The sequence below is a fragment of the Gluconobacter oxydans genome (assembly GCF_006539685.1).
GTDB classification, from domain to species: Bacteria; Pseudomonadota; Alphaproteobacteria; order Acetobacterales; family Acetobacteraceae; genus Gluconobacter; species Gluconobacter oxydans.
This window is the reverse complement of the sequence record NZ_BJNM01000012.1, coordinates 41,093-61,945: the sequence shown is the minus strand read 5'-3', so window position 1 is coordinate 61,945 and position 20,853 is coordinate 41,093. Positions and strand designations below refer to the sequence as shown.

Sequence of the window (20,853 nt, the reverse complement as noted above, 5' to 3'; positions counted from 1 at the left end):
TCATGACAACCAGCATTTTTACAATCACGCCCGGCAAGATCACGCTCAGCGACCTGCGGGACTTCTATTTCGGCCAGATGGATGTCCGTCTGGACGACGGGACCTTTGAGGCCCTGCAGCGTGCGGCGGAGTCCGTGGAGCGGATCGTCGGGCGTGGCGAGCCTGTCTATGGGGTGAATACGGGTTTCGGAAAACTCGCGAAGACCCGGATTCCCGATGACCGTCTGCGCGATCTGCAGCGCAATCTGGTGCTGAGCCATGCTGCGGGGATCGGTCAGCCGATGCCGGAGCGTGTGGTGCGCCTGATCCTGCTGCTCAAGGCCAATGGTCTGGCGCGTGGCTATTCGGGTGTGCGTCCGCAGATCGTGCAGCTTCTGCTGGACATGCTGAACCAAGGCGTTGTGCCCGTTATTCCGGAGAAGGGATCGGTTGGCGCTTCGGGCGATCTGGCTCCACTGGCGCATATGTCGGCTGTGGTGATCGGTGAAGGTGAGGCATTCTATCAGGGTAAGCGCCTCAAAGGCGACGAGGCCCTGAAGGCGGCCGGGCTTGAGCCTCTGGTTCTGGGGGCCAAGGAGGGTCTGGCCCTTCTGAACGGCACGCAGGCCTCTACGGCGCTGGCGATTGCGGCGCTTCTTGATGCCGAGCGGCTGTTTCATGCGGCCCTTATCACGGGTGGCCTGACGCTTGATGCGGCGCGGGGCACGGATGCGCCGTTCGATCCGCGTCTGCATGAACTGCGCGGTCAGAAAGGGCAGATCGAGTGTGCGGCGGTCTATCGTGCGCTGATGCAGGGGTCTGCCATCCGGGCATCGCATCTCGAGGATGACGAGCGGGTTCAGGATCCGTACTGCCTGCGCTGCCAGCCGCAGGTCATGGGTGCCTGTCTGGACAATCTGCGTCAGGCGGCGCGGGTTCTGGTGATCGAGGCGAATGCGGTTTCAGACAATCCGATCCACTTCCCGGACACGGATGAGATGATCTCGGGTGGCAATTTCCATGCCGAGCCTGTGGCGATTGCCGCGGATCTCATGGCAATTGCTGTCTCCGAAGTCGGGGCGATTGCTGAGCGGCGTCTGGCGCTGCTGGTCGATGCACAGATGAGCGGTCTTCCGCCGTTCCTGGTGCAGGACAGCGGGCTGAACTCCGGTTTCATGATCGCGCAGGTGACGGCTGCGGCTCTGGCGTCCGAAAACAAGACGCTGGCCCATCCGGCGAGTGTGGACAGTCTACCGACTTCGGCCAACCAGGAAGATCACGTCTCCATGGCGACGTTTGCCGCGCGTCGCGTCGGCGATATCGTGGACAATGTCCGGACGATCATTGCGGTTGAATATCTGGCGGCCGTGCAGGGACTTGATTTCCTGGCGCCGCTGGAAACGTCCGCGCCGCTGCTTGAAGTCGCGAAGACGTTGCGGAAAACTGTGCCCTTCTTTGCCCAGGACCGGCTGTTCACGCCGGACATGGAAGCTGCCCGCGCGCTCATCATCGATGGCGCTCTGGGAAGCTGTGTCGGGTCAGGCGTTGCCCTGCCTGCTCTTGAGGGCTGATCGGAACGGGAGAACAACGGGGAATGGACCATCACGGCATTGCGGCTTTGCATCGGCGGGCTGACAGGGTTCTTCCCCGTATTTTCCGAGATTATGTCAACGGTGGCTCCCATTCGGAGCGCACCGTCCGGGCCAATCGCCGGGCCTTTGAACGCTGGGCGGTTGTTCCGAAATGTCTGGTGGATGTTTCGGACTGCGACCTGTCCGGGTCTTTTCTGGGGGCCACGCATCGGCTCCCGTTCATGTTTGCCCCGCTGGGCTTCGGCGGCCTGATGTGTCCGGACGGCGAAATCCGGGCTGCGCGGGTTGCGGCTTCAGCGGGATTGCCGATGGCGGTGTCCACATTCGCCATTCAGTCGCTGGAGACGCTCTCCCGGGTGCCGGGCGTGACGCTCGCGGCCCAGATCTATGTGTTCCGTGACCGGGGCATTACCCGCGACATGCTGCGCCGGGCGGAGAGCTGCGGCATCCGGAACATTATCCTGACAGTTGATACGCCGATCACGCCGCTCCGGCTGCGCGATGTGCGCAACGGCTTTCGCAATCTGACGCGTCCGTCCCTGCGGCATGTGCTGTCCATGGCCGCGCATCCGCGCTGGACGGCGGGGATGCTGCGGAACGGGATGCCGAAAATCGGCAATCTGGCGCCTTATGGCATGGGCAGTAACCTGATGGAGCAGGCTAGGAATGCGGCGTCCCAGATCGATCCGACGCTGACCTGGAAGGATCTGGATTGGCTGCGCTCCGTCTGGCCGGGGCAGCTTGCCGTGAAGGGAATCATGGACGCCGGGGACGCGCTGGCCTGCCAGAAGGCGGGGGCGCAGACGGTGATCGTTTCCAATCATGGGGGGCGGCAGATGGACCCGGCTCCGTCGTCGCTTTCCGTCCTGTCGGACATTGTCGAGGCCCTGAAGGGGGAGACGGACGTCATTCTTGATGGGGGTGTCCGCTGGGGCGGGGACGTCGTGACCGCGCTGGCGCTGGGCGCGAAGGCTGTGGGGATCGGCCGTCCCTGGGCCTGGGCACTTGCTGCGGGTGGTGAGAGAGGCGTTCGCAGTCTGGTAGACGGGCTGGGCGGTGAAATCCGCGATGTCCTGCGTCTGGGCGGGATGGTGGATCTTGCGTCGCTGCGGGCGCAGGGAGTGGCAGCGCTCCGGCCGGTCAGGTGACGGCGTAGGCGATCTGACCCGCTTTCAGGACCGTGAGCTTAAAGGGGATTTCGCTCAGAAGGATGTCTCCCGGTGCGAGCGTGTAATGCTGCTCTTTGGTCGTAACGTCCCAGTGCCCGTCTACGGCGATAAAACCCAGCAGAGCATCTGAAGGAAGATTTTCGGGCGTGATGGCGGTCAGGTCCGGGCCTGTGCTGCCATCAGGGCGCATCAGGTTCAGGACGTCTACCGGGCCGTTCAGAGGTGCGCCGGTCAGGGGGAGGTCGCCACTGAACCGGATCACGCTGCCGGGCTGATCCAGCAGAAGGGGTGGAGCGCCCGAAACGGGAAAAAGCCGGACGCCGTTCCCGGTCAGAAGTCCCATCTGTCTGAACAGACCCGCAAAGCTGGAGAACCGTGCGGGTTGGGTGATGCTGGCGACGCTGAGGCGCCATTCCGGCTGTTCGGTCAGCAGGCGGGTGGTGCCGGCACCATTTTTCCATGGGCTTGCGGACACGGTGGGCAGACGGATGTGCCGAATGCTCATGGGACGTCTGCGGGAACGAGTTTTCCGGGGTTGAGGATGTTCTTCGGGTCCAGTGCGCTCTTGATGGCGCGCATGACGGACAGGGCGGCAGGTTCGTGTTCTTCGGTCATGAAGATCTGTTTTGCGAGGCCGATCCCGTGTTCGCCACTTGCGGAGCCGCCCAGCGAGAGGGCGCGGCGGATGATTTTATGATCCAGTTCGAGGGCGCGCTTTTCGGCATCCGCGTCATTGGGGGGGATCAGGATGACGGTGTGGAAATTGCCGTCTCCGACATGGCCGACAATGGGGGCCAGCAGGCCGGAGGCGTCGATATCGGCTCTGGCGCCGGTCATGAGTTCCGTCAGGGCGGCGATGGGGACGATGGCGTCCGTGGTGATGCCTCTGTAGCCGGGGCGATAGGCCATGCAGGCCCAGAAGGCGTCATGACGCGCCTTCCACAGCGTGTTGCGCTCCTCGGTTGCGGTGGCCCAGCGGAAGGACTGGCCACCCTGGCCTTCCACGAGATCGCGCAGCACTGTTTCCTGCTCCGCGACGCTGGCGGGGGAGCCTGTCAGCTCGAAGAACATGGTGGGGAGGGCGTCGTAGCCCGTGAGGTGGGAGTACTGGATGCAGGCGTCCATCTGGACGTCGTCGAGCAGTTCCATCCGGCCGACCGTCAGGCCGCACTGGATCACGAGGACAGCCGTCTCCACGGCGCAGGCCAGTGTCGGGAACTGGCAGACCGCAGCCCCCACGGCCTCGGGGATGGGATGGAGCTGGGCCTGGACTTCCGTGATGACGGCCAGCGTGCCTTCCGAACCGATGAGCAACCCCGTCAGATCATAGCCTGTGGCGGCCTTGCGCACGGCGCCCCCTGTATGGAGGATACGTCCGTCGGCCAGAACGGCCGTCAGGCCCAGCACGTTGGCGCGCATGGTGCCGTAGCGCATGGCGCCGGTGCCGGACGCCCGGGTCGCGCACATTCCGCCAAACGTCGCCTCGCCCCCGGGATCGACCGGAAAGAACAGGCCCTGTGTCCGCAGATGGAGGTTCAGATCCTGCCGGGTCACGCCCGCCTGCACGCGGCAGGTCAGGTTCTCGGGCGAGACGTCGAGAATATCCGTCATCATGGACAGATCGACGCTGATGCAACCGGGAACGGGCGTCAGCTGTCCTTCAAGAGAGGTGCCGCCGCCGAAGGGAATGACGGGAACGTTTTCCTCATGGCAGATCCGCAGGGCGTCGGACACGTCCTGCGTTGTGCGGGCAAACAGGACATACGCCGGCAGCAGCGTCTGATCCGGGTGGCGCCATCCTTCGCCGTGGGCGTGATGATCGCGGACCGTCTCGTTGGCGGTCAGGCGATCCCCGAAAAGAGGGGAGAGACGCCGGGCGGCGCGTTCGGCGGCAGAGGGGCCGGTCATGGCGCGTTCCTTCTCAGGCTGCGGAGGAGTGTGAGGGCTGACGGACGCGATCGAGGGCGGCAAGGAAGGCCTGGCTGTCTTCAGGACGCGCAATGCTGACGCGGATCCAGGTCTCGTAGCCCTTTTCCTTCCAGGGTTTGACGATGACGCCCTGTTCGAGAAGGCGTTCGGCGAGGGCTGAAGCGGATTCGCGGGCGTTGAAGAACAGGAAATTGGCAAAGGACTGTGCGACGAAATAACCGCGCTCTTCCAGAGCCGCTTTCAGCGCTTTGCCTTCGGCCAGGGTTGCGCCCACCGTTTTGTGCATGTGCTCCTGATCGAGCAGGCTCAGCCGGGCCATTTCCAGCGCTGCGCTGTTGCTGTTGAACGGATCGCGGACGCGGGTCATGACGGCGGTGAGGCCGGGATCAGATGTCAGGGCGTAGCCGACGCGCAGTCCGGCCAGGCCATAGGCTTTCGAGAATGTTCTCAGAACCATCCAGGGGCGCGACTGGTTTTTGAGGATGGTGAGGCTGTCGGCATAATCCGGGCTGGAGCGCGCATATTCCCAGTAGGCTTCGTCGATGACGATCAGCGTGTCCGCCGGGCAGGCGTCGATCAGGTTCTGCATGGCGTCGCCTGTCATCAGGCAGCCGACGGGATTGGACGGGTTTGAGAACATCAGGACCTTGAGGGGATCGGATGTTACGGCCTGATGGAGCTGCGGCAGGTCGAAACGGGCATCTGCCGTCATGGGGATGGCTTCTGCCCTGGCGCCCATCATCTGTGGCCAGATCAGATGCAATCCGAAGGACGGCAGGACCGTGACGAGGCGGTCTCCGGGGGAAAGGAAGGCTTCACAGATCATGCGGATGATCTGTTCGGAACCGTTTCCGATAACAATCCGGTCCGTGTCGATTCCGGTCTGACGGGACAGTTCCTCCCGAAGCCCCTCGGCAGAAGCGTCCGGATAGCGGAACAGGCTGGAGGCTATTTCGGTCCAGTGCTCCAGAGCCGCGGGAGACGGCCCATAAGGGTTTTCGTTGCTGCCCAGTTTGGTGATCCGCGGAATGCCGTATTTTGCCCGCACGGCGTCTTCTGACAGGCCCGCATTATAGACCGGCAGCTGACGGACTTCAGCCCGGGCCAGGGAGAGGGGAGGGGTCCGGCATTCAGGGGCGGTGTTCATGCGATGGCTCCACGGGAAGAAGGGGCTGGGGGCTGTGTGGGACGGGATCATTTAACTTGTAAATACAACCATAGATTCTTTGGGATATCCAGAGGCTGAAGGGGCTCAGGATGTGTTTTTCAGGCCTTTTCACGCGCTTTTTTCAGGGGTGTTTTCCGTTGTGGACAAGGGCGCGATCTTAGAGAATAGGATATTGATAGAAGGGGATATTTTAAGGCGTTTGGGGCGAAAAATGATGTCGGTATGGTGTCTGCTGAAGGGGAAGAATTTCCAAAAAACCAGTTCGATATCAGAATAGACATAGACAACCTTTTTCCGGAATGACATGGTCTATCCCGAAAAGGCCGCATGCCTTTCGGTTTCCTCTGTAGCCTGTCAGTGACTGATGGTGTCTCCTTCAAACGACTGCTTTGGGAAAGTACGGGAATATGATGTCCAAGAATAACATTCCATCACCGGATCAGGATGCCTGTTGTTTTCCCGTCTCAGGAAGCAGATCTCAGCCGGATCTGAAACGAAAGGGTGCATCTTCGTTTCTGGTCTGGGTCCTCGCATCGACGGCATTTTCCTGCTGCGCGGCCCAGGCCGCAGATCCCAAGAAGCAGACCCGTCCCGTCGTCCATCACAATCCTGGTAAGGCTGCTCCGGTAGCACCTGTCCGTTCGAAAGCCGCGCGGGCCCGTCGTGCGACGGCGCGTGAGGCGCTGGAAAGCGAGAGCATGCAGGTGACGGCCCATCACGTTCCTCACGGTGCCGTTACGACCGTATCTTCCGAAGCGCTGGCAGACGCGGTGCCGGGCACCAATCCGCTCAAGGTTCTGGCGCGTCAGCCGGGCGTCATGTTCCAGTCCGATGATCCGCAGGGCATGGATACCTGGTCTACCCAGTTCTATATGCATGGCTTCCTGCAGAACCAGATCGGCATGACGCTGGATGGCATTCCGCTGGGCGATCAGGAATTCCATACCTTCAATGGTCTGAACTCCGTCAATGCGATCTCGGCCGAGAATGTCGGGCGGATGGATGTTTCCATGGGGGCCGGGGCTGAATCCGTTGCCAGCACCAGCAATCTGGGTGGTGCTGTCGAGTATGTTTCTTCCGATCCCAAGCACAAGGCGGGTGGTCTGGCGTCACAGACATTCGGGTCAAACAGCGGATTTCATACGATTCTGCGGATGGATAGTGGCGATCTGAACAAGAGCGGCACGCGGTTTTACGTCTCCTACATGCGCAATTCGCAGGATAAGTGGAAAGGGGGCGGGGACCAGTTCGGTCAGCAGGTCAACGCCAAGTTTGTCCAGCCGATTGGTGAGCGCAGCAGTATTTCGTCTTTCTTCGATTACAACCTGACGCAGAGCTATCTGTATCAGGACATGTCCTTCGACATGCTCAAGAATGGCGGCTACGGGATCGACAACTTTTACGGCACGCCCAACGCCTATAAGAAAGCCTATCTGTCCGCGCTTTCGGCAAATGGTCTGCCGGGTGGTGCGCTGCCGGCGGGTTATTCCAAAATGTCCGATCCGTGGGATGCATCCTATTACGATGGCGCACTGGTTGAGCGTGATTATCTGGGCGGTCTGAAAGCCAATCTGGCCCTGACGGATCGGCTGCGTTGGGAAAGTGTGGTGTACGGTCACGGGCAGTATCTGCGCGGAACCTGGGCCAATCCGTATGTTTCTTCTCCCAATGGTGCGCCGCTGATCGACCAGGCGACCGTGACGCATTCCCAGCGCTTTGGTTTTACGTCTGCGCTTCATTACCAGATCGCACATAATGATATCAGCGGTGGCGTCTGGTATGAAAACTTCCATACGGATGTGGGACGTTTCGGGTATCAGGAGCCGCTGCTTTCGGATGTGGAATCCGGGAAGGCCAAGCCTGTCAATTCGGTCGGGGAACTTCCCGATCCTTATGCCACGCTATGGGGGCAGAACCTTAATTCCAACAGCTTTACGGCTTTCGTTCAGGACACGTATCACGTTCTGCCCAACCTTTCCCTGCATTTCGGCTTCAAGTCGCTTCTGCAGACGGTGCGGGGTGGGCAGTATGCCAATGATGAGAGCTATACGGGTGTTGGCCAGATTGCAGGTGGCAGCATTACGACGGCCAAGGCGTTCCTGCCGCATATCAGCGGAGACTGGCATTTCCTGAAGCATCATGAGCTTTATTTCGATATCGCGGAGAACGTGAAGTCCTATCCTGTCCAGGCCTTCAAGGAAGGAGCGTCGCCCTTTTCCGTTTCACAGTCCGCGTATAACCAGCTGCTGCAGAATGGTGGTCTGAAGCCTGAGACGGACTGGAATTTTGCGGTCGGCTATCGTTTCACACACAAATACGCTCTGGCGTCCGTGCATGCCTACAGAACGAATTTCCACAATCGCCTGCAGCAGGTGACGTCGGGTTCAATCGTCAACCCGGTTTCCACGGTTGCGAATGTGGGTGGCGTGACCATGAATGGCGTGGATGCCGGTCTGACGCTGATGCCCATCAAGGGACTCTCGCTGTACAACAGCATCAGCTACAACCATGCAACCTATGACAACAACGTTACGGAAGCAGGAACGACCTATCACATCAAGGGGCAGCAGATCGTTGCCTATCCGCGCTTCATGTACAAGGCGAGCCTGGCCTATGAGTGGCGGAACTTCTCCGCGCATCTCGATACCCAGTTCCTTGGCACGCGCAATTACAGCTATACAGGGGATATGAAAATTCCCTCTTACTGGATTGAGACGCTGGGTGCGCGGTATCGTTTCGGCAACCTTGGAAAATATTCCAGAAGTCTGGATTTCGTCCAGAACCTGACCTTCGAGTTCAATGTCTATAACCTGACGAACACGAAGTATATTTCCACGATGGGTGAGACGGGTGTGCCGATGTCGGGCGACTACCAGTCGTTCCTTGTGGGCGCGCCGCGTCAGTACTATGGCACGCTCAAGGCGGAATTCTGATGACGGAACAGGTGCGCAGGGCTGAATTCCACCAGTCCGTCGAGGTTCATACGATCTATCGGATCCCGACGGAACACCGGCATGGACGTGTCCGCGACCTGTTTACGGTCTGGTTCAGTACGAACATGACGCTTCTGACGATCGTAACCGGGGCGCTGGGACCAAAGATCTTCGATCTGTCCCTGATCTGGGCGATTGTCGCGGTGATTGCCGGCAATCTGGTGGGCGCGGTTTTCATGGCGCTCCATGCCGCGCAGGGCCCGGTTCTGGGTGTGCCGCAGATGGTGCAGAGCCGCGGACAGTTCGGCGTCTGGGGAGCAGTTCCGATTATTGTTCTGGTCGTGCTGATGTATATCGGGTTCGCGGCTTCGAACTGTGTCGTGGGTGGTGAGGCTCTGGACGATGCCCTGCCTGTGTTGGGGCGGGTCCCGGCCGTTCTGCTGCTGGCCTTTATCAGTCTCGTTCCCTGTATTCTGGGGTATGGGGCGATCCATGCGTGTTCGAAGGCCGTGACCTGGCTGTCCGGGATTGCGGTCATGTACTGTCTGGTGGTCGGGTTCTGGCACATGCCGGTCACGCTTCTGACGGAACTGCATGGCTCGGTCGCCGGTTTCTGCGGCATGTTTTCGATCGCGGCACTCTGGCAGATTGCCTATGCGCCGTATGTTTCCGACTCATCGCGCTATCTGCCTGAGGACAGTCTGTCCGTCCGGAACACGTTCTGGGCGAGTTACGGCGGGACGGTGCTGGGCACGATCCTGCCGATGGTCCTGGGGGCCTTTCTGGTCCTGCAATGGCCTGGCGAAAGTGTGGTGCAGTCGCTGGGTCATCTGGCGGGAGTGTGGGGCGCGCCGGTGCTGGTGGTTCTGTCCCTGTCCATTGCCCTGGCCAATGCCATGAGTGTCTATTGCGGGGCGCTGTCGAGCATCACGATCATCCAGACCTTTCTGCCTGCATGGCGGGCCGGGCTGAAAAGCCGGGTTGTCCTGACCTGCGCACTGCTGGGTCTGTCGCTGTTTTTCGCGCTGGGCATGGCGGACAGTTTTATGAAGTCCTATGCGGCTTTTCTGGATATCCTGATGGCGGTCATGGTGCCCTGGACGGCAATCAACCTGTACGATTACTACGTTCTGCGTCATGGCGATTATGATGTTGAGTCCTTTTTTCGGAAGGACGGGGGCATATACGGCTACGTCAACTGGGCTGCGGTCGGAAGTTATGTTCTCGGCGTACTCGTTGAAATCCCGTTTCTGAAGAATGAATTCTTCACGGGCTTTTTCGTCCCCTATCTTCACAAGGTGGATGTTTCGTGGCTGGTCAGTCTTGTTGTGACCAGCCTGTTCTATGCGGTCGTATCCCGAAGGAGCAGTGTCGGTGATGTCTCCCGTCCTTCTTCCTGCTGATATGCGGCGTCGGTGGTGTCAGGTTGCTCTGCTTGCTGTCGGGGTAGCGGGGAGTGTGCAGGTTGCGTCGGCGCAGGGCGTGCAGCGTTATTCTGATCCGAAGGATGATTTTCCGATTTCGGCGGCTGTTCAGGTCCCGGCAGGAGCGGAGACAGTTTATGTCTCCGGTCTGGGGCCTGCGCCGGACAGGGCTTCCGGCACGACAACCGCGGAGCAGACCCGGAGTGCGCTGGATCAGATCTCGGGGGCGCTGGGGCATTTCGGGATGACATTGCAGGATGTCGTACAGATGCATGTCTATCTGGTGGCTGATCCGCGGCTGGGCCACATGGATTTCGACGGCATGATGCAGACTTATCGGGCCAGGTTCAGAAGCGGTTTTCCGGCCCGGACCGTTATCGAGGTTCCTCATCTGACCAATCAGCACTGGCTGGTCGAAATCGATGTGGTGGCATCGAGGAACGATGTGAATAAAAAACGTTTTCCTGCGAAATGATGTTCCCGCCGGGAGTAGGAAGGCGGCGTCTGATCGTGGTTTCATCTCTGGATTTTCAGGGCATCAAAAGGGGTAAGGCATGAACGTATTCAAGCGGACGCGGCTTTCTCGGAAGCGGATGGGCAAGGCTCTGCTGAAAAGCGGCTTTCTGCTGCTGGCCGGTGATCTGACCGTGGCCCAGGCATTGAGTGCGCCGGCGGATCATCAGGCTGCGGCGGACCAGGCTCTGGAGCTGGCTGAAAAATCCATTGCGTTGCGCTCGGTCGCTGGGCCGGGGAACCAGACGCCGCAAGTGGCTGCGCTGTTCCGCGATGCGCTGGTCAAGGGCGGTTTCGCCCCGTCCGATATTACGATCACGCCTTACAAGGACACGGCCTATCTGATCGCCCGCTGGCCGGGGCAGGATCCGTCCCTCAAGCCTCTGGTGATTTCAGGGCACATGGACGTTGTGGAAGCCAAGGCGTCGGACTGGACGCATGATCCGTTCAAGCCGCAGATCGAGAACGGCTATCTTCTGGGCCGCGGCTCCACGGATATGAAGCTGGATGACACGCTGGCGATTGCTGCTCTTCTGGAGCTCAAACGCGAGGGGTACAAGCCGCGGCGCGATATCATCATCGAGTTTTCGGGGGATGAAGAGACCACGATGGCGACGGGTGCCATCATCGCGGACAAGCTCTCCAATGCCGAACTGGTGCTGAACATGGACGGCGCGAACGGGACGCTCGATGAGAAGACGGGCAAGCCGGATTATTTCACCTGGGAAGGTGCGGAAAAGAATTATGCCGATTTCCGCCTGACCGTGACCAATCCGGGGGGGCATTCTTCCGAGCCGCGTCCGGTGAATGCGATCGACGAGCTTGCGGCTGATCTTCTGCGGATCCAGCAGCACCGTTTCAAACCGGAAGTTAACGAGCTCAGCCGCAGTTATTTCCTGAATGCTGCGCGCTGGCAAAAGCCGGAAATGGCTGCTGCCATGAAGGCTTTTGCGAAAAACCCTGCAGATGAAAAAGCCATTCGCACGCTGTCTTCAGACCCGTCCTATATTGGCCGCATCGGAACGACCTGCGTCGTGACCATGATCGAGGGGGGGCATGCGCTGAATGCCCTGCCGCAGAAGGTGACGGCCGATATCAACTGCCGGATTTTCCCGGGCCACCCTCGCGCGGCCATCATGGAAGAACTGCGCCAGGCTGCGCAGGATCCGTCCATGAAGATCGAGGATGCGACGGAAGGATCGGTTCAGACTGCCGCATCGCCCATGCGTCCGGATGTGATCAAGGCGATCGAGCATGGGATGCAGGTCGCCTATCCGGGTGTTGCCGTTTTCCCGGCGCTGTCTTCAGGGGCGAGTGACAGCATGTGGTTCCGCTTCCATGATGTGCCGAGCTACGGGATCAGTCCGATTTTCATCAAGAACTCGGATTCCTTCATGCATGGCCTGAACGAGCGCACGCCTGTGGCCAGCATTGCGCCTGCCATCGAGGATCTGCTGGTGCTGTTTTCGGATCTGTCTCACTGAGGGCAGGCCGGACGTCGTGAAAGGGGGCGCACGTGTTTGATCTCGTGATCCGTAATGGTCTGCTGGTTGATCCGGAAACGGGGCTGGAGCAGGTCGGCGATGTGGCGGTCCAGGACGGGATCATCCAGCGTGTCGGCTCTTTTTCTGGCAATGCGCAGCGTGAAATCGATGCGACGGGGCTCGTGGTGGCTCCCGGCTTCATTGATCTTCATGCCCATGGGCAATGTGTGGCCTCCGATCGCATGCAGGCGTTTGACGGGGTGACGACATCTCTGGAACTGGAAGTCGGGATTCTGCCGGTTTCTAACTGGTATGCCCGCCAGCAGGAGCGTGGCCGGGTTCTGAATTATGGGGCCTCGGTGGCGTGGGCCTTTGCGCGGATCAGCGCGATGATCGGCCGGCCGGTGGAGCCTTCTCTTTCGTTCATGGGGAAGTGTTACGATGATCCCCGATGGAGCGAGAATACGGCGAGTTCTTCGGAGCTGCGGGATATTCTGTCGCTGGTCGGGCAGGGATTGTCGGAAGGGGGGCTGGGGATCGGTATTCCCCATGCCTATGTTCCCGGCGTCGGGGCGAAGGAACTCGTGGATCTCTGTACGTTGGCGAAGCGTCATGAGGTGCCGACCTATACGCATATCGCCTACTCCTCGAATATCGATCCGCGCAGTTCCATCGAGGCCTATACCCGTCTGATCGGCTATGCAGGTGCGACCGGCGCGCACATGCATATCTGTCATTTCAACAGCACGAGTCTGCTGGATATCCGGCAGGCGGCGGAGCTTGTGTCCACGGCACAGAAGCAGGGGCTGAACATCACGGTCGAGGCCTATCCGTATGGAACGGGTTCCACGGTGATCGGGTCGCCGCTTTTTGGTGAGGCGGCGTTCCGGGAGCGGACGGGCAGTCCCTATACGGCAATCCAGCGGGTCGATGACGGGCATCGGTTCGAAAGCCGTGAAGAGGTTCTGGACGTGCAGCGGGAGCGGCCTGATACGCTCGTGCTCTGGCATTTTCTGGATGTGGAGAGCGATCCGTCGGCGCAGGATCTGCTGGATGTGTCGGTTCTTTATCCGGGCGGGGTCATTGCCTCGGATGCCATGCCCTGGACGCTTCCGGATGGTTCCGTTTACGAGGGGCTGGACTGGCCTTTGCCTGAGACGGCGGTGGCCCATCCCCGTTCGTCGGGGACTTTTTCGCGGTTTTTGCGGGAATATCTGCGTGAGCGCTCCAGGGTTTCGTTATGCGAGGCCATGCGGCGCTGTTCGCTTGGCCCCGCGAAAATCCTCGAGACGGTTTCCCCGCAGATGCGCCGGAAGGGGCGCCTTCAGGAAAGGTGTGATGCCGATATTGTCGTGTTCGATGCCGATACGATTACGGATCGTGCGGATTTCGCGGCCATGAACCGCCCTTCGGAAGGGGTTCGTTATCTTCTGGTCAATGGTCAGTCCGTGATTTCCGGGGGCGAACTCAACCGGGACGCTTTTCCGGGACAGCCCGTCCGTGGGTATTGCGGGGTGGTGTGAGCCGGGAAGCTGGCCTGGGAGAGGCTGCGGCCGTTCCGGTGCACGTGGTGGGCGGTTTTCTTGGTGCCGGGAAAACCACGCTGCTCAACCGACTGCTCAGGGCGCAGCAGCATCGGCGTCTTGCCATTCTCGTCAATGATTTCGGCGCGATTGATATCGACGGGTTGCTGGTGGAGCGGCGGGATGAGGACGTGCTGGCGCTGAGGAATGGCTGCATCTGCTGTTCCCTGCAGGCTGATCTGTTCTCTACGCTGAGAATGGTTCTGTCCCGTCGGCCGTTGCCTGAGGCCATTTTTATCGAATGCAGCGGGGTTTCGAAGCTTCAGGAAATGCGCAGGGCGTTGGCAGATCCCATTCTCTGGCAGTATGCGGCCCTTGAAGGGGTGATCTGTGTCGTGAACGCTGCCGATGTGGTCGCGCAGGCCAGGGTGACTGAAGATCCTTTGTGGAAAGAGCAGATCCTGTCTTCGGACATGATCGTTCTTTCCCATACGGACGAGCTTGGAAAAGCTGGTGTCAGGGATGCAGAAGACCAACTTCGGGAGATCGGGCGCGGGATACCGGTCCTGCCTTTTTCAGGCAGCCTGCTGATGCATGAGGGGCTTTTTCGTCCCCTGGATCGGAAAACGGAAAAATCCCTTTTTCGGTCTGAAGGGGAGAGCATTGACGATGATTTCGTCAGCCTGGAGTGGCGACGGGAGTTTCCGCTGGACCTGACGGGATTTCGCGCGGTGATCGAACGCCATGCTCCGGTGCTGCTTCGGGCAAAAGGCATCCTCTATCTCGCGACTGCTCCAAAGCGTGCATTGCTGCTTCAGATGACAGGGTCCCGGATTACCATCGGGCGGGCACCCGAGAAGGCCCGGTCCGATCCCGACACCCGACTTGTGTTCATTGGTCGGAAAGGGATGTTTGATCCGCAGGCGCTGAAGGATGATCTTGACGCTATGAGAGAGAGGGCCTCTCGAAATGCGGGACTAAATCCTTAGCGATGATCGAACGGGCGTTCGTCGCTGCCGACCTGGCGTATGTAGAGATGGCGGAAATTCGGTTTTGTGTTGACGAAGACTGGCAATGTCATTCCGCCGATTACGGGGCCATCTGTGAGGAGGGTCGCTGTGGTGAGGCGCGGTAATTCGCGATCCCGGGTTGCACTCAGCGAGGGCAGAAGGGGGTAGGCCCGTTCCACCAGTGCCGAAAGGACTGATTCCGGGAATCCGCCGCTCAGTAAGATCGTTTCGGGATCGAATGCGGTTTCTATGATTGCTACGAGGAAGCGGAGGGTCTTCGTCGCTGTTTCCATCCAGTGCATGAGGGTGCTGTCACGGCTGGCATGCATGTTGCCGATCGTCTCGGGGGTCAGTTCCGCCACCGGGCAGTGCAGCATGCGGGCGATGGCATGGAGCGAAAGCTGGTCATCGATCACGCCGCCGGGACTGTCGGGGAGGCAGAGAGGCAGCGGGAGAAGGCCGAGTTCACCTGCGTTCCCGCGGGCGCCTTTCATGGGCATTCCGTCCACGACGATGCCTGCCCCGGTGCCATATCCGATATAGACCAGAACGGCATTGCGGGGCGGGGTTCCGGGATGGGAGAACAGTTCGGCCATGGCGGCCGCGGTGGCGTCGTTTTCCATCAGGACGGGCAGGTCCAGAAGGGATCCGAGTTTTCCAGCCACGTCAAAACCACGCCACAGATCCCATCCAGGCATGGTCATTTCGGCTTCGTAGGTATCCGCGTTGAGTGTGGGAAGGACGAGGCCAATGCCCCAGATCTTCTGCTTTTCGATCCCGCTTTCGAGAATCATGGTCTCTGCAAGCTGTGCCATGACGGTCGTCGTGGCTGCGGGATCGGTCGTCTCGCCGACCCATTCGATCCGTTGGCGGATGTTCAGCAGAAGATCGCCGAGGACAATCGAGATCCGTCCCTGATCGACATGCATGCCCAGCGAATATCCGGCGTCGGGATTGGGGGCGAGATAGGTCTGGGGCTGTCCGCGCTGGCCCACGGATTTGCCGACCTCGTGAATGAGGCCCTGTGTCAGAAGCTCACGGGTGATGCCGGAAATTGTCTGCGGTTTGAGGCCGATACGGTCCGCGATGTCCACCCGGCTCAGTGGCCCGGCCTGATGGAGGAGTTCGAAGATCAGGCGACGGTTGTAGATCCGGGAATAGGCCTGCCCGGCGCCGTCGGATCGGGTGTTTTCGTTCATTTGACAGCCCCCGCAGTCAGGCCGGAGGCAATGCGGTTCTGGAAGAACAGGACGAGCAGGATCGGGGGGAGGGTTGCGAGAAGGGATGCGGCCATGATGGTCCCGAAAGGAAGTTCAAACCGGCCTGGAGCGGAAGTCAGTCCGATACCGACCGGAAGGGTACGGGCTGAGTCGTTGAGTGTGAAGGTCAGGGCAAAAAGAAACTCGTTCCAGCACGTCATGATGTTCAGCAGTCCTGTGGCGGCAATTCCCGGCCAGACCAGGAGCAGGTGAATGCTGAAGATCCGGCGCATCAGGCTGCAGCCGTCCAGTTTTGCCGCGTCGTCCAGTTCGGGGGGGAGGTCCCGGAAAAAACCCGTCAATAACCAGATCGTGAAGGGAAGGGCAAAGAACAGGTCGGCAAAAATGATGCTTTCGACGTGATCATACAGCCCCATGGCCGAGATCAGTTCGAACAGGCCGGACAGGATGGCGATCTGGGGCAGCATCGAGCAGAGCAGCAGGAGGCCAAGCACCAGCCGGCGCCCGGGAAAACTCATCTGACCGAGGGCATAGGCTGCTGGAATGCCGAGTAGGAGTGAGAGGAGCGTAACGGAACCGGCGCACAGGACCGAGTTGAACGTCTCCCGCCACAGTTCGGGACCGCCGAGGACTTTTCTGTAGTTTTCAAGGTCGGGGAACGTGAAGAGGGCTGTGGAAAAAAGTGTGGTTCCGTGACGGAATGACGTAACCAGCGCCCAGTAGAGTGGAAACAGCGTGTGCAGGATGATGAAGGCCATCGCGACCAGACGTCCTGTGACCAGCATCTCTGTTGTGAGTCTCACGATGAGCGTATCCACCCTGGAATCTTCAGGCACACACCATAGAGCGCTGCGGCAAGAGCGATGATGCCGAGGGTTCCAAGCGCCGACGCCGCGCCGTAGCCTGGTGCTCCGAACTGGACGATCTGGCTCTGCACGAAGGCGGAGAGGGTCATGCCGCTCATATCCGTTCCGTACAGCACGCTGGCCAGATCGAACATCCGCAGGGCGTCTAGCAGACGGAACAGCACGGCTATGGACAGGACGGGGGCGACGAGGGGCAGGGTGATGGAGATGAAGCGCTGCCAGGGTGAGGCGCCATCAAGTTTTGCAGCTTCGAAAACATCGGTGGGGATGGACTGTAATCCGGCAAGGGAAAGCAGCGCCATGAAAGGGGTCGCCTGCCAGAAGTCGATGGCGATCATGACGGCGACCATGCTGCGCGGATGGGTGATCCATGCAACGCCCTGATGCAGCAGGCCCAGCCGGACGAGCATCGCGTTGATGATGCCGTACTGGTCATTGAGCATCCAGTTCCACAGACGGGCGGCCACGACGGAGGGAACGGCCCAGGGCAGAAGGATAATGGCCAGCAGGATGCCCCGGAGTTTCAGACTGTAGCCCTGAAGCAGCATGGCAATCGCCAGACCGGCGCAGGTTTCGCTGATGACGGCTCCAGCTGCGAAAAGCAGCGTTGTGCTGACGGCGGTCCACCAGGCCCTGTCCTGAAGCAGAACCCGGAAATTGGTCAGACTCCATCCCGGTTGTGCCTGCATGAAGCCGTGTGGATCATCATGGAAGGCAAGCCAGATCGTTCGGGCGAACGGAATTGCGGTGACTGTCATCAGCACGATCAGTGCCGGAGCGACAAGAGCCCAGGGGCGCCAGTCAAACCGTTTTGAAAGCGGGACAGTCAGCATGGGAGATCGTCAGTCCGCCGCCAGCGCGCTCAGCGCCGCACCGATGATGCCGGATTGTTCCCCCAGTCCGGCGATGAGGATGGGAATGTCCGCAAAGGAGCGTTCCCAGATATTGGCGCGGATATGTTCCTCCAGTTTCTGGCGGTAAAATCCTTCCGAGCATCCAAGACCGCCGCCCAGAACAATTTTTTCAGGGTCAAGCATGTTGACGGCCTGTGCGATGAGGCGACCGGTCATGCCGGCGGCGTCCTCGATGACGCCTTTTGCACGGCTGTCTCCGGCGGCGGCAAGGGTTTCGAGCGTATGGACGCCCTCTTTCAGTTTTTCGCCGCCCCGCGCGGCCCACAGACGCTCCATCCCCAGCCCGGATGCAAAATCCTCGGGGATGGCGATGCTGAGACGGGTGCGGTCTTCCGTGGGGACCGCAAGGCTGGAGCTGGCGAAATGGATGGCAAAACCATGTGTGCCCCTGTAGGGGCGCCCGTTCAGGCACAGCGTATAGCTGATCCCGGAGCCGAGGGAGAAATAGGCGAAGCTGTCGCAGGACTGGCCGGACCCGAAACGGGCTTCCGCAAAGGCCGCGGCACGGACATCGCTTTCCAGCCGGACGGAGAGGCCGGTATGTTCGTGGATGGTGCGGGTAAGATCGGGGAGCGGGAAGTTCCAGGCGCTCCGGATCTGTCCTGTGATGTCCACCAGTTCCGGAACGGCAATGCCTGCGGCCCGGGGCATGTCATCGGGGCCGTGGGGATCCCGCCGGGCCGCGTCCATGACCTGTGCCACGATAGCGGTGATGTCGGAGACGATTTCCCCGGGCGCGACGTGACGCCGCGTGGGGATGCGGGTGAGGAAGCATATTTCTCCCGTACACGGATTGACCATGCCGGCCGCGATCTTGGTGGCGCCAACGTCAATTCCGAGAATGGGAGATCGGGACAGGGAAGGGGTCACAGGCCGAGCCGTTTCAGCACGTCTCTGTTGTGGCGTGCGATGGGAAGGGGTTTGTCAGGGGGGCAGGGATACATATCCTGCTCGACCACGACGAAGCCGTCGAAGTCCTGTTTGCGCAGGAAATCCACGACTTCGGTGAAGTCCAGAATACCTTTGTCCAGTTCACACATCACACCATTCTGGAAGACTTCCATGAAAGGTGTTCCCGCGGCCATGGCCCGGGCATGGATGGCTCCGTCCAGATTTTTGAAATGATAATACGGGATGCGCGATGCGTGCTGGCGCATGAAAGCGAGTGCATCCGCTCCGGTATAGGCGTGGTGGCCGAAATCGAAGCAGAGTTCGACCTGATCGGCAGGGGTGTCGTTCAGCAGACGGAGGATTTCCGCTTCGGTTTCGACGGCAGTGCCGACATGGGGATGGAACAGGAGGTGCAGACCATGCTCATGCCGGATTTCCCGGGCAACCGTCGTGATGACATGCATCATGCGTTTCCAGATTTCCGGGGTGGCGATCCGGGCTTCAGGGGTGAGATAGGCGTCTGAATCATCCATCAGCAGCAGCCAAGGCGTGTTGGTGGCGACCAGGGTCCGGCACAGGGGGCGCAGTCTGTCACGCAGGGTTTCCAGGGCATCCGGTGCGGTCAGGGGATGAACGACCGCTGCGCCACACAGGCCGAGACCACGGCTGGACAGCACGTTCTGAAGCTGTGCGGGATCAGTCGGGAGATAGCCCCACGGACCGAGTTCGGTCCAGCTGTAACCGGAGGCTGCGACCTCATCGAGGTAACGCTCCCACGGGGTCTGTTTCGGGTCACTGGCGTACCAGACGCCCCATGCATCAGGGGCAGTGGCAGTTCGGATGGTCATGGTCTGTGCCTCTCGATCATTGAGTTGGAAAGCGTCCACTGACCGAGCATGGCAAGCTGCTCCAGTGAGGAGACGAGAGAAGTGAGCGTCTGCGGCGACGGGTGTGTGCTGCGCAGGGCGTCCTTGAAGTGGTTCGCCATGATCCACGAGACGCGGGGATAGTCGATTCCGGTCTGTGCGACCGGCCGGAGTCCGAGGGAGGCGAGGGCCGGGCGAATGGTGTCCAGGATGGGAATGGCGCTGCGGATTTCAGGATCATCAAGAAGGGATGTCCGGGCAGGGATATAGCCTCCGGCAAGTGCCTGATGGCGTTCAACGGCCTCGCTGGTCAGATAATGCAGCAGGGAGAGGGCTTCGGCAGGGTGTGCCGTATTGCGGGGGATCCCCAGATAGACTGTGCCGTCTATGCCGCTCGGGGCATCCTGCGTGTCTCGGGGCAGGGGGGCTACGCCGATCTTTCCGGAAACGGGGCTGTCGGGGCTGTTGGCGAGGGCCCAGGCATAGACCCAGTTCCGCATGAAGACTGCATGACCGGACTGGAAAATGCCGCGGGCATTTTCCTCGTCGTAGTTGAGGACGCCCGGGGGCGAGACTGTGCCAACCCAGCGGGTGGCACGCTCGAGGGCGCGCTGCAGGCCGGGCAGGCTGGTTCTGACTGTACCATCGGTTGCGACGGGATTTTCCGCGCCGTCCCATTCCAGGGCATTGCAGACGAGACTTTCCGAGGTCCGGCCCTGCCAGACATAGCCCCAGATCGGGTGACCTCTCTGATATTCAGCATTCTGAATTAGTGTGGCGGTTCGTTCGAGATCGCTCCAGCGTGTCGGGACCGGCAGGTGATAGCGCTCAAGCAGATCGCGACGGTAGAACAGTAGCCCGATGTCCCGGTACCACGGCAGTGCGACCTGTCGGCCCTCAATCTGAAAGGGCGGCGGCCGGGTGGCCGCGTCATCGTCGGTGGGGGGAATGTCCAGAAGGAGCGGGGCCAGAGCTCCGATCCAGGTGCTGTCAAGGATCAGGACATCGGCGACGGGATGATGGGCTGAGAGCAGCTGACGGTAGAGCGGGAGGACCGTTCCCCAGTCGGAGGGGAGGGCAATGACCCGGACCTCATGGCCCGTTTTTTCCATCCAGCTTTGGACGGCCTGATGGCACAGGGACAGTTCGGTTCCGCTGGATGAGCAGAAAACGGTCAGCGTGGCGGCCTTGGCAGGACAAGTAGCGGCTGTTCCGGCAAGAAGGAGCCCGCAGAGAGTCCATGACCATATATTTTTCCGGCGCACCGGGTGTCCGACTTGTCCCCTCTTTTTCACGGCGTTTCTGTGCCTTGGGAAAGGGCGGTGGCCATGAAGAGAGAGGCTGCGGTGATTTGTCCCTGCGCTGAGGCATG

17 protein-coding genes are annotated in these 20,853 nt (G+C 60.4%); 8 read left to right on the top strand and 9 right to left on the bottom strand.

The genetic code is table 11. The annotated features are described in order from the left end of the window. Positions 1-2 precede the first annotated feature (2 nt). A complete protein-coding gene (gene hutH, locus GOX01_RS07035) occupies positions 3-1,550 on the top strand; it encodes a histidine ammonia-lyase (protein WP_062269723.1) in 1,548 nt (515 codons plus the stop codon). 23 nt (positions 1,551-1,573) lie between these two features. Further along, positions 1,574-2,719: an alpha-hydroxy acid oxidase gene (locus tag GOX01_RS07030; protein ID WP_011252721.1), complete on the top strand. Its 1,146-nt coding sequence runs from the start codon at positions 1,574-1,576 to the stop codon at positions 2,717-2,719. Here GOX01_RS07030 and GOX01_RS07025 read toward each other — a convergent pair. From GOX01_RS07025 to GOX01_RS07015, 3 genes are read right to left on the bottom strand one after another with little or no spacing between them, the layout of a single operon-like run. Continuing rightward, positions 2,712-3,245 carry a HutD family protein gene (locus tag GOX01_RS07025; protein ID WP_011252722.1) on the bottom strand — a complete coding sequence of 178 codons (534 nt, stop codon included), beginning with the start codon at positions 3,243-3,245 and terminating at the stop codon, positions 2,712-2,714. The genes GOX01_RS07030 and GOX01_RS07025 overlap by 8 nt on opposite strands. Then, positions 3,242-4,648: an FAD-binding oxidoreductase gene (locus GOX01_RS07020; RefSeq protein WP_011252723.1), complete on the bottom strand. Its 1,407-nt coding sequence runs from the start codon at positions 4,646-4,648 to the stop codon at positions 3,242-3,244. The genes GOX01_RS07025 and GOX01_RS07020 overlap by 4 nt, the downstream gene beginning before the upstream one ends. 13 nt (positions 4,649-4,661) lie before the next feature. Next, positions 4,662-5,816 (bottom strand): histidinol-phosphate transaminase, encoded by a 1,155-nt coding sequence (locus GOX01_RS07015; RefSeq protein ID WP_062269721.1) that lies wholly within the window; start codon positions 5,814-5,816, stop codon positions 4,662-4,664. A gap of 428 nt (positions 5,817-6,244) precedes the next feature. On the opposite strand from GOX01_RS07015, the gene GOX01_RS07010 reads away from it, so the two are divergent. From GOX01_RS07010 to GOX01_RS06985, 6 genes are all read left to right on the top strand, one after another. Next, a complete protein-coding gene (locus tag GOX01_RS07010; protein ID WP_011252726.1) occupies positions 6,245-8,770 on the top strand; it encodes a TonB-dependent receptor in 2,526 nt (841 codons plus the stop codon). Next, positions 8,770-10,173 (top strand): purine-cytosine permease family protein, encoded by a 1,404-nt coding sequence (locus tag GOX01_RS07005; RefSeq protein ID WP_011252727.1) that lies wholly within the window; start codon positions 8,770-8,772, stop codon positions 10,171-10,173. The genes GOX01_RS07010 and GOX01_RS07005 overlap by 1 nt, the downstream gene beginning before the upstream one ends. After that, positions 10,148-10,669, top strand: coding sequence for a RidA family protein (locus GOX01_RS07000; RefSeq protein ID WP_011252728.1), 522 nt, complete (start codon positions 10,148-10,150; stop codon positions 10,667-10,669). Before GOX01_RS07005 ends, GOX01_RS07000 begins: the two co-directional genes overlap by 26 nt. Before the next feature lie 79 nt (positions 10,670-10,748). Continuing rightward, complete coding sequence (locus GOX01_RS06995; RefSeq protein WP_011252729.1) at positions 10,749-12,191, top strand: M20/M25/M40 family metallo-hydrolase; 1,443 nt, start codon at positions 10,749-10,751, stop codon at positions 12,189-12,191. Positions 12,192-12,223: 32 nt separating this feature from the next. Continuing rightward, entirely contained in the window at positions 12,224-13,714 is a 1,491-nt protein-coding gene (locus GOX01_RS06990) for an amidohydrolase family protein (RefSeq protein ID WP_011252730.1), read from the top strand. After that, positions 13,711-14,703, top strand: coding sequence for a CobW family GTP-binding protein (locus GOX01_RS06985; protein ID WP_011252731.1), 993 nt, complete (start codon positions 13,711-13,713; stop codon positions 14,701-14,703). The genes GOX01_RS06990 and GOX01_RS06985 overlap by 4 nt, the downstream gene beginning before the upstream one ends. Here the strand turns inward: GOX01_RS06985 and GOX01_RS06980 are convergent. The 6 genes from GOX01_RS06980 to GOX01_RS06955 are packed head-to-tail and all read right to left on the bottom strand — an operon-like array spanning position 14,700 to position 20,746. Continuing rightward, the gene (locus tag GOX01_RS06980) at positions 14,700-15,923 is read right to left on the bottom strand and encodes an ROK family transcriptional regulator (RefSeq protein ID WP_062269717.1); all 1,224 of its coding nucleotides are present in this window, start codon (positions 15,921-15,923) and stop codon (positions 14,700-14,702) included. The two genes, GOX01_RS06985 and GOX01_RS06980, sit on opposite strands and share 4 nt — an antisense overlap. After that, entirely contained in the window at positions 15,920-16,747 is an 828-nt protein-coding gene (locus GOX01_RS06975) for a carbohydrate ABC transporter permease (RefSeq protein ID WP_024717016.1), read from the bottom strand. Before GOX01_RS06975 ends, GOX01_RS06980 begins: the two co-directional genes overlap by 4 nt. Beyond that, complete coding sequence (locus GOX01_RS06970) at positions 16,744-17,643, bottom strand: carbohydrate ABC transporter permease (protein ID WP_011252734.1); 900 nt, start codon at positions 17,641-17,643, stop codon at positions 16,744-16,746. The genes GOX01_RS06975 and GOX01_RS06970 overlap by 4 nt, the downstream gene beginning before the upstream one ends. A gap of 9 nt (positions 17,644-17,652) precedes the next feature. Beyond that, the gene (locus tag GOX01_RS06965; protein ID WP_011252735.1) at positions 17,653-18,594 is read right to left on the bottom strand and encodes an ROK family protein; all 942 of its coding nucleotides are present in this window, start codon (positions 18,592-18,594) and stop codon (positions 17,653-17,655) included. Beyond that, positions 18,591-19,463, bottom strand: a complete 873-nt coding sequence (locus GOX01_RS06960) for a sugar phosphate isomerase/epimerase family protein (RefSeq protein ID WP_011252736.1) — start codon at positions 19,461-19,463, stop codon at positions 18,591-18,593. Before GOX01_RS06960 ends, GOX01_RS06965 begins: the two co-directional genes overlap by 4 nt. Next, positions 19,460-20,746, bottom strand: a complete 1,287-nt coding sequence (locus GOX01_RS06955; protein WP_371858527.1) for an extracellular solute-binding protein — start codon at positions 20,744-20,746, stop codon at positions 19,460-19,462. Before GOX01_RS06955 ends, GOX01_RS06960 begins: the two co-directional genes overlap by 4 nt. Positions 20,747-20,853 lie beyond the last annotated feature (107 nt).

What these genes read in the sequence shown, in the direction of transcription:
- hutH (WP_062269723.1), top strand. Translation starts at nt 3, where the DNA reads ATGACAACCAGCATTTTTACAATCACGCCCGGCAAGATCACGCTCAGC.
- GOX01_RS07030 (WP_011252721.1), top strand. Translation starts at nt 1,574, where the DNA reads ATGGACCATCACGGCATTGCGGCTTTGCATCGGCGGGCTGACAGGGTT.
- GOX01_RS07025 (WP_011252722.1), bottom strand. Translation starts at nt 3,245, where the DNA reads ATGAGCATTCGGCACATCCGTCTGCCCACCGTGTCCGCAAGCCCATGG.
- GOX01_RS07020 (WP_011252723.1), bottom strand. Translation starts at nt 4,648, where the DNA reads ATGACCGGCCCCTCTGCCGCCGAACGCGCCGCCCGGCGTCTCTCCCCT.
- GOX01_RS07015 (WP_062269721.1), bottom strand. Translation starts at nt 5,816, where the DNA reads ATGAACACCGCCCCTGAATGCCGGACCCCTCCCCTCTCCCTGGCCCGG.
- GOX01_RS07010 (WP_011252726.1), top strand. Translation starts at nt 6,245, where the DNA reads ATGATGTCCAAGAATAACATTCCATCACCGGATCAGGATGCCTGTTGT.
- GOX01_RS07005 (WP_011252727.1), top strand. Translation starts at nt 8,770, where the DNA reads ATGACGGAACAGGTGCGCAGGGCTGAATTCCACCAGTCCGTCGAGGTT.
- GOX01_RS07000 (WP_011252728.1), top strand. Translation starts at nt 10,148, where the DNA reads ATGTCTCCCGTCCTTCTTCCTGCTGATATGCGGCGTCGGTGGTGTCAG.
- GOX01_RS06995 (WP_011252729.1), top strand. Translation starts at nt 10,749, where the DNA reads ATGAACGTATTCAAGCGGACGCGGCTTTCTCGGAAGCGGATGGGCAAG.
- GOX01_RS06980 (WP_062269717.1), bottom strand. Translation starts at nt 15,923, where the DNA reads ATGAACGAAAACACCCGATCCGACGGCGCCGGGCAGGCCTATTCCCGG.
- GOX01_RS06970 (WP_011252734.1), bottom strand. Translation starts at nt 17,643, where the DNA reads ATGCTGACTGTCCCGCTTTCAAAACGGTTTGACTGGCGCCCCTGGGCT.
- GOX01_RS06960 (WP_011252736.1), bottom strand. Translation starts at nt 19,463, where the DNA reads ATGACCATCCGAACTGCCACTGCCCCTGATGCATGGGGCGTCTGGTAC.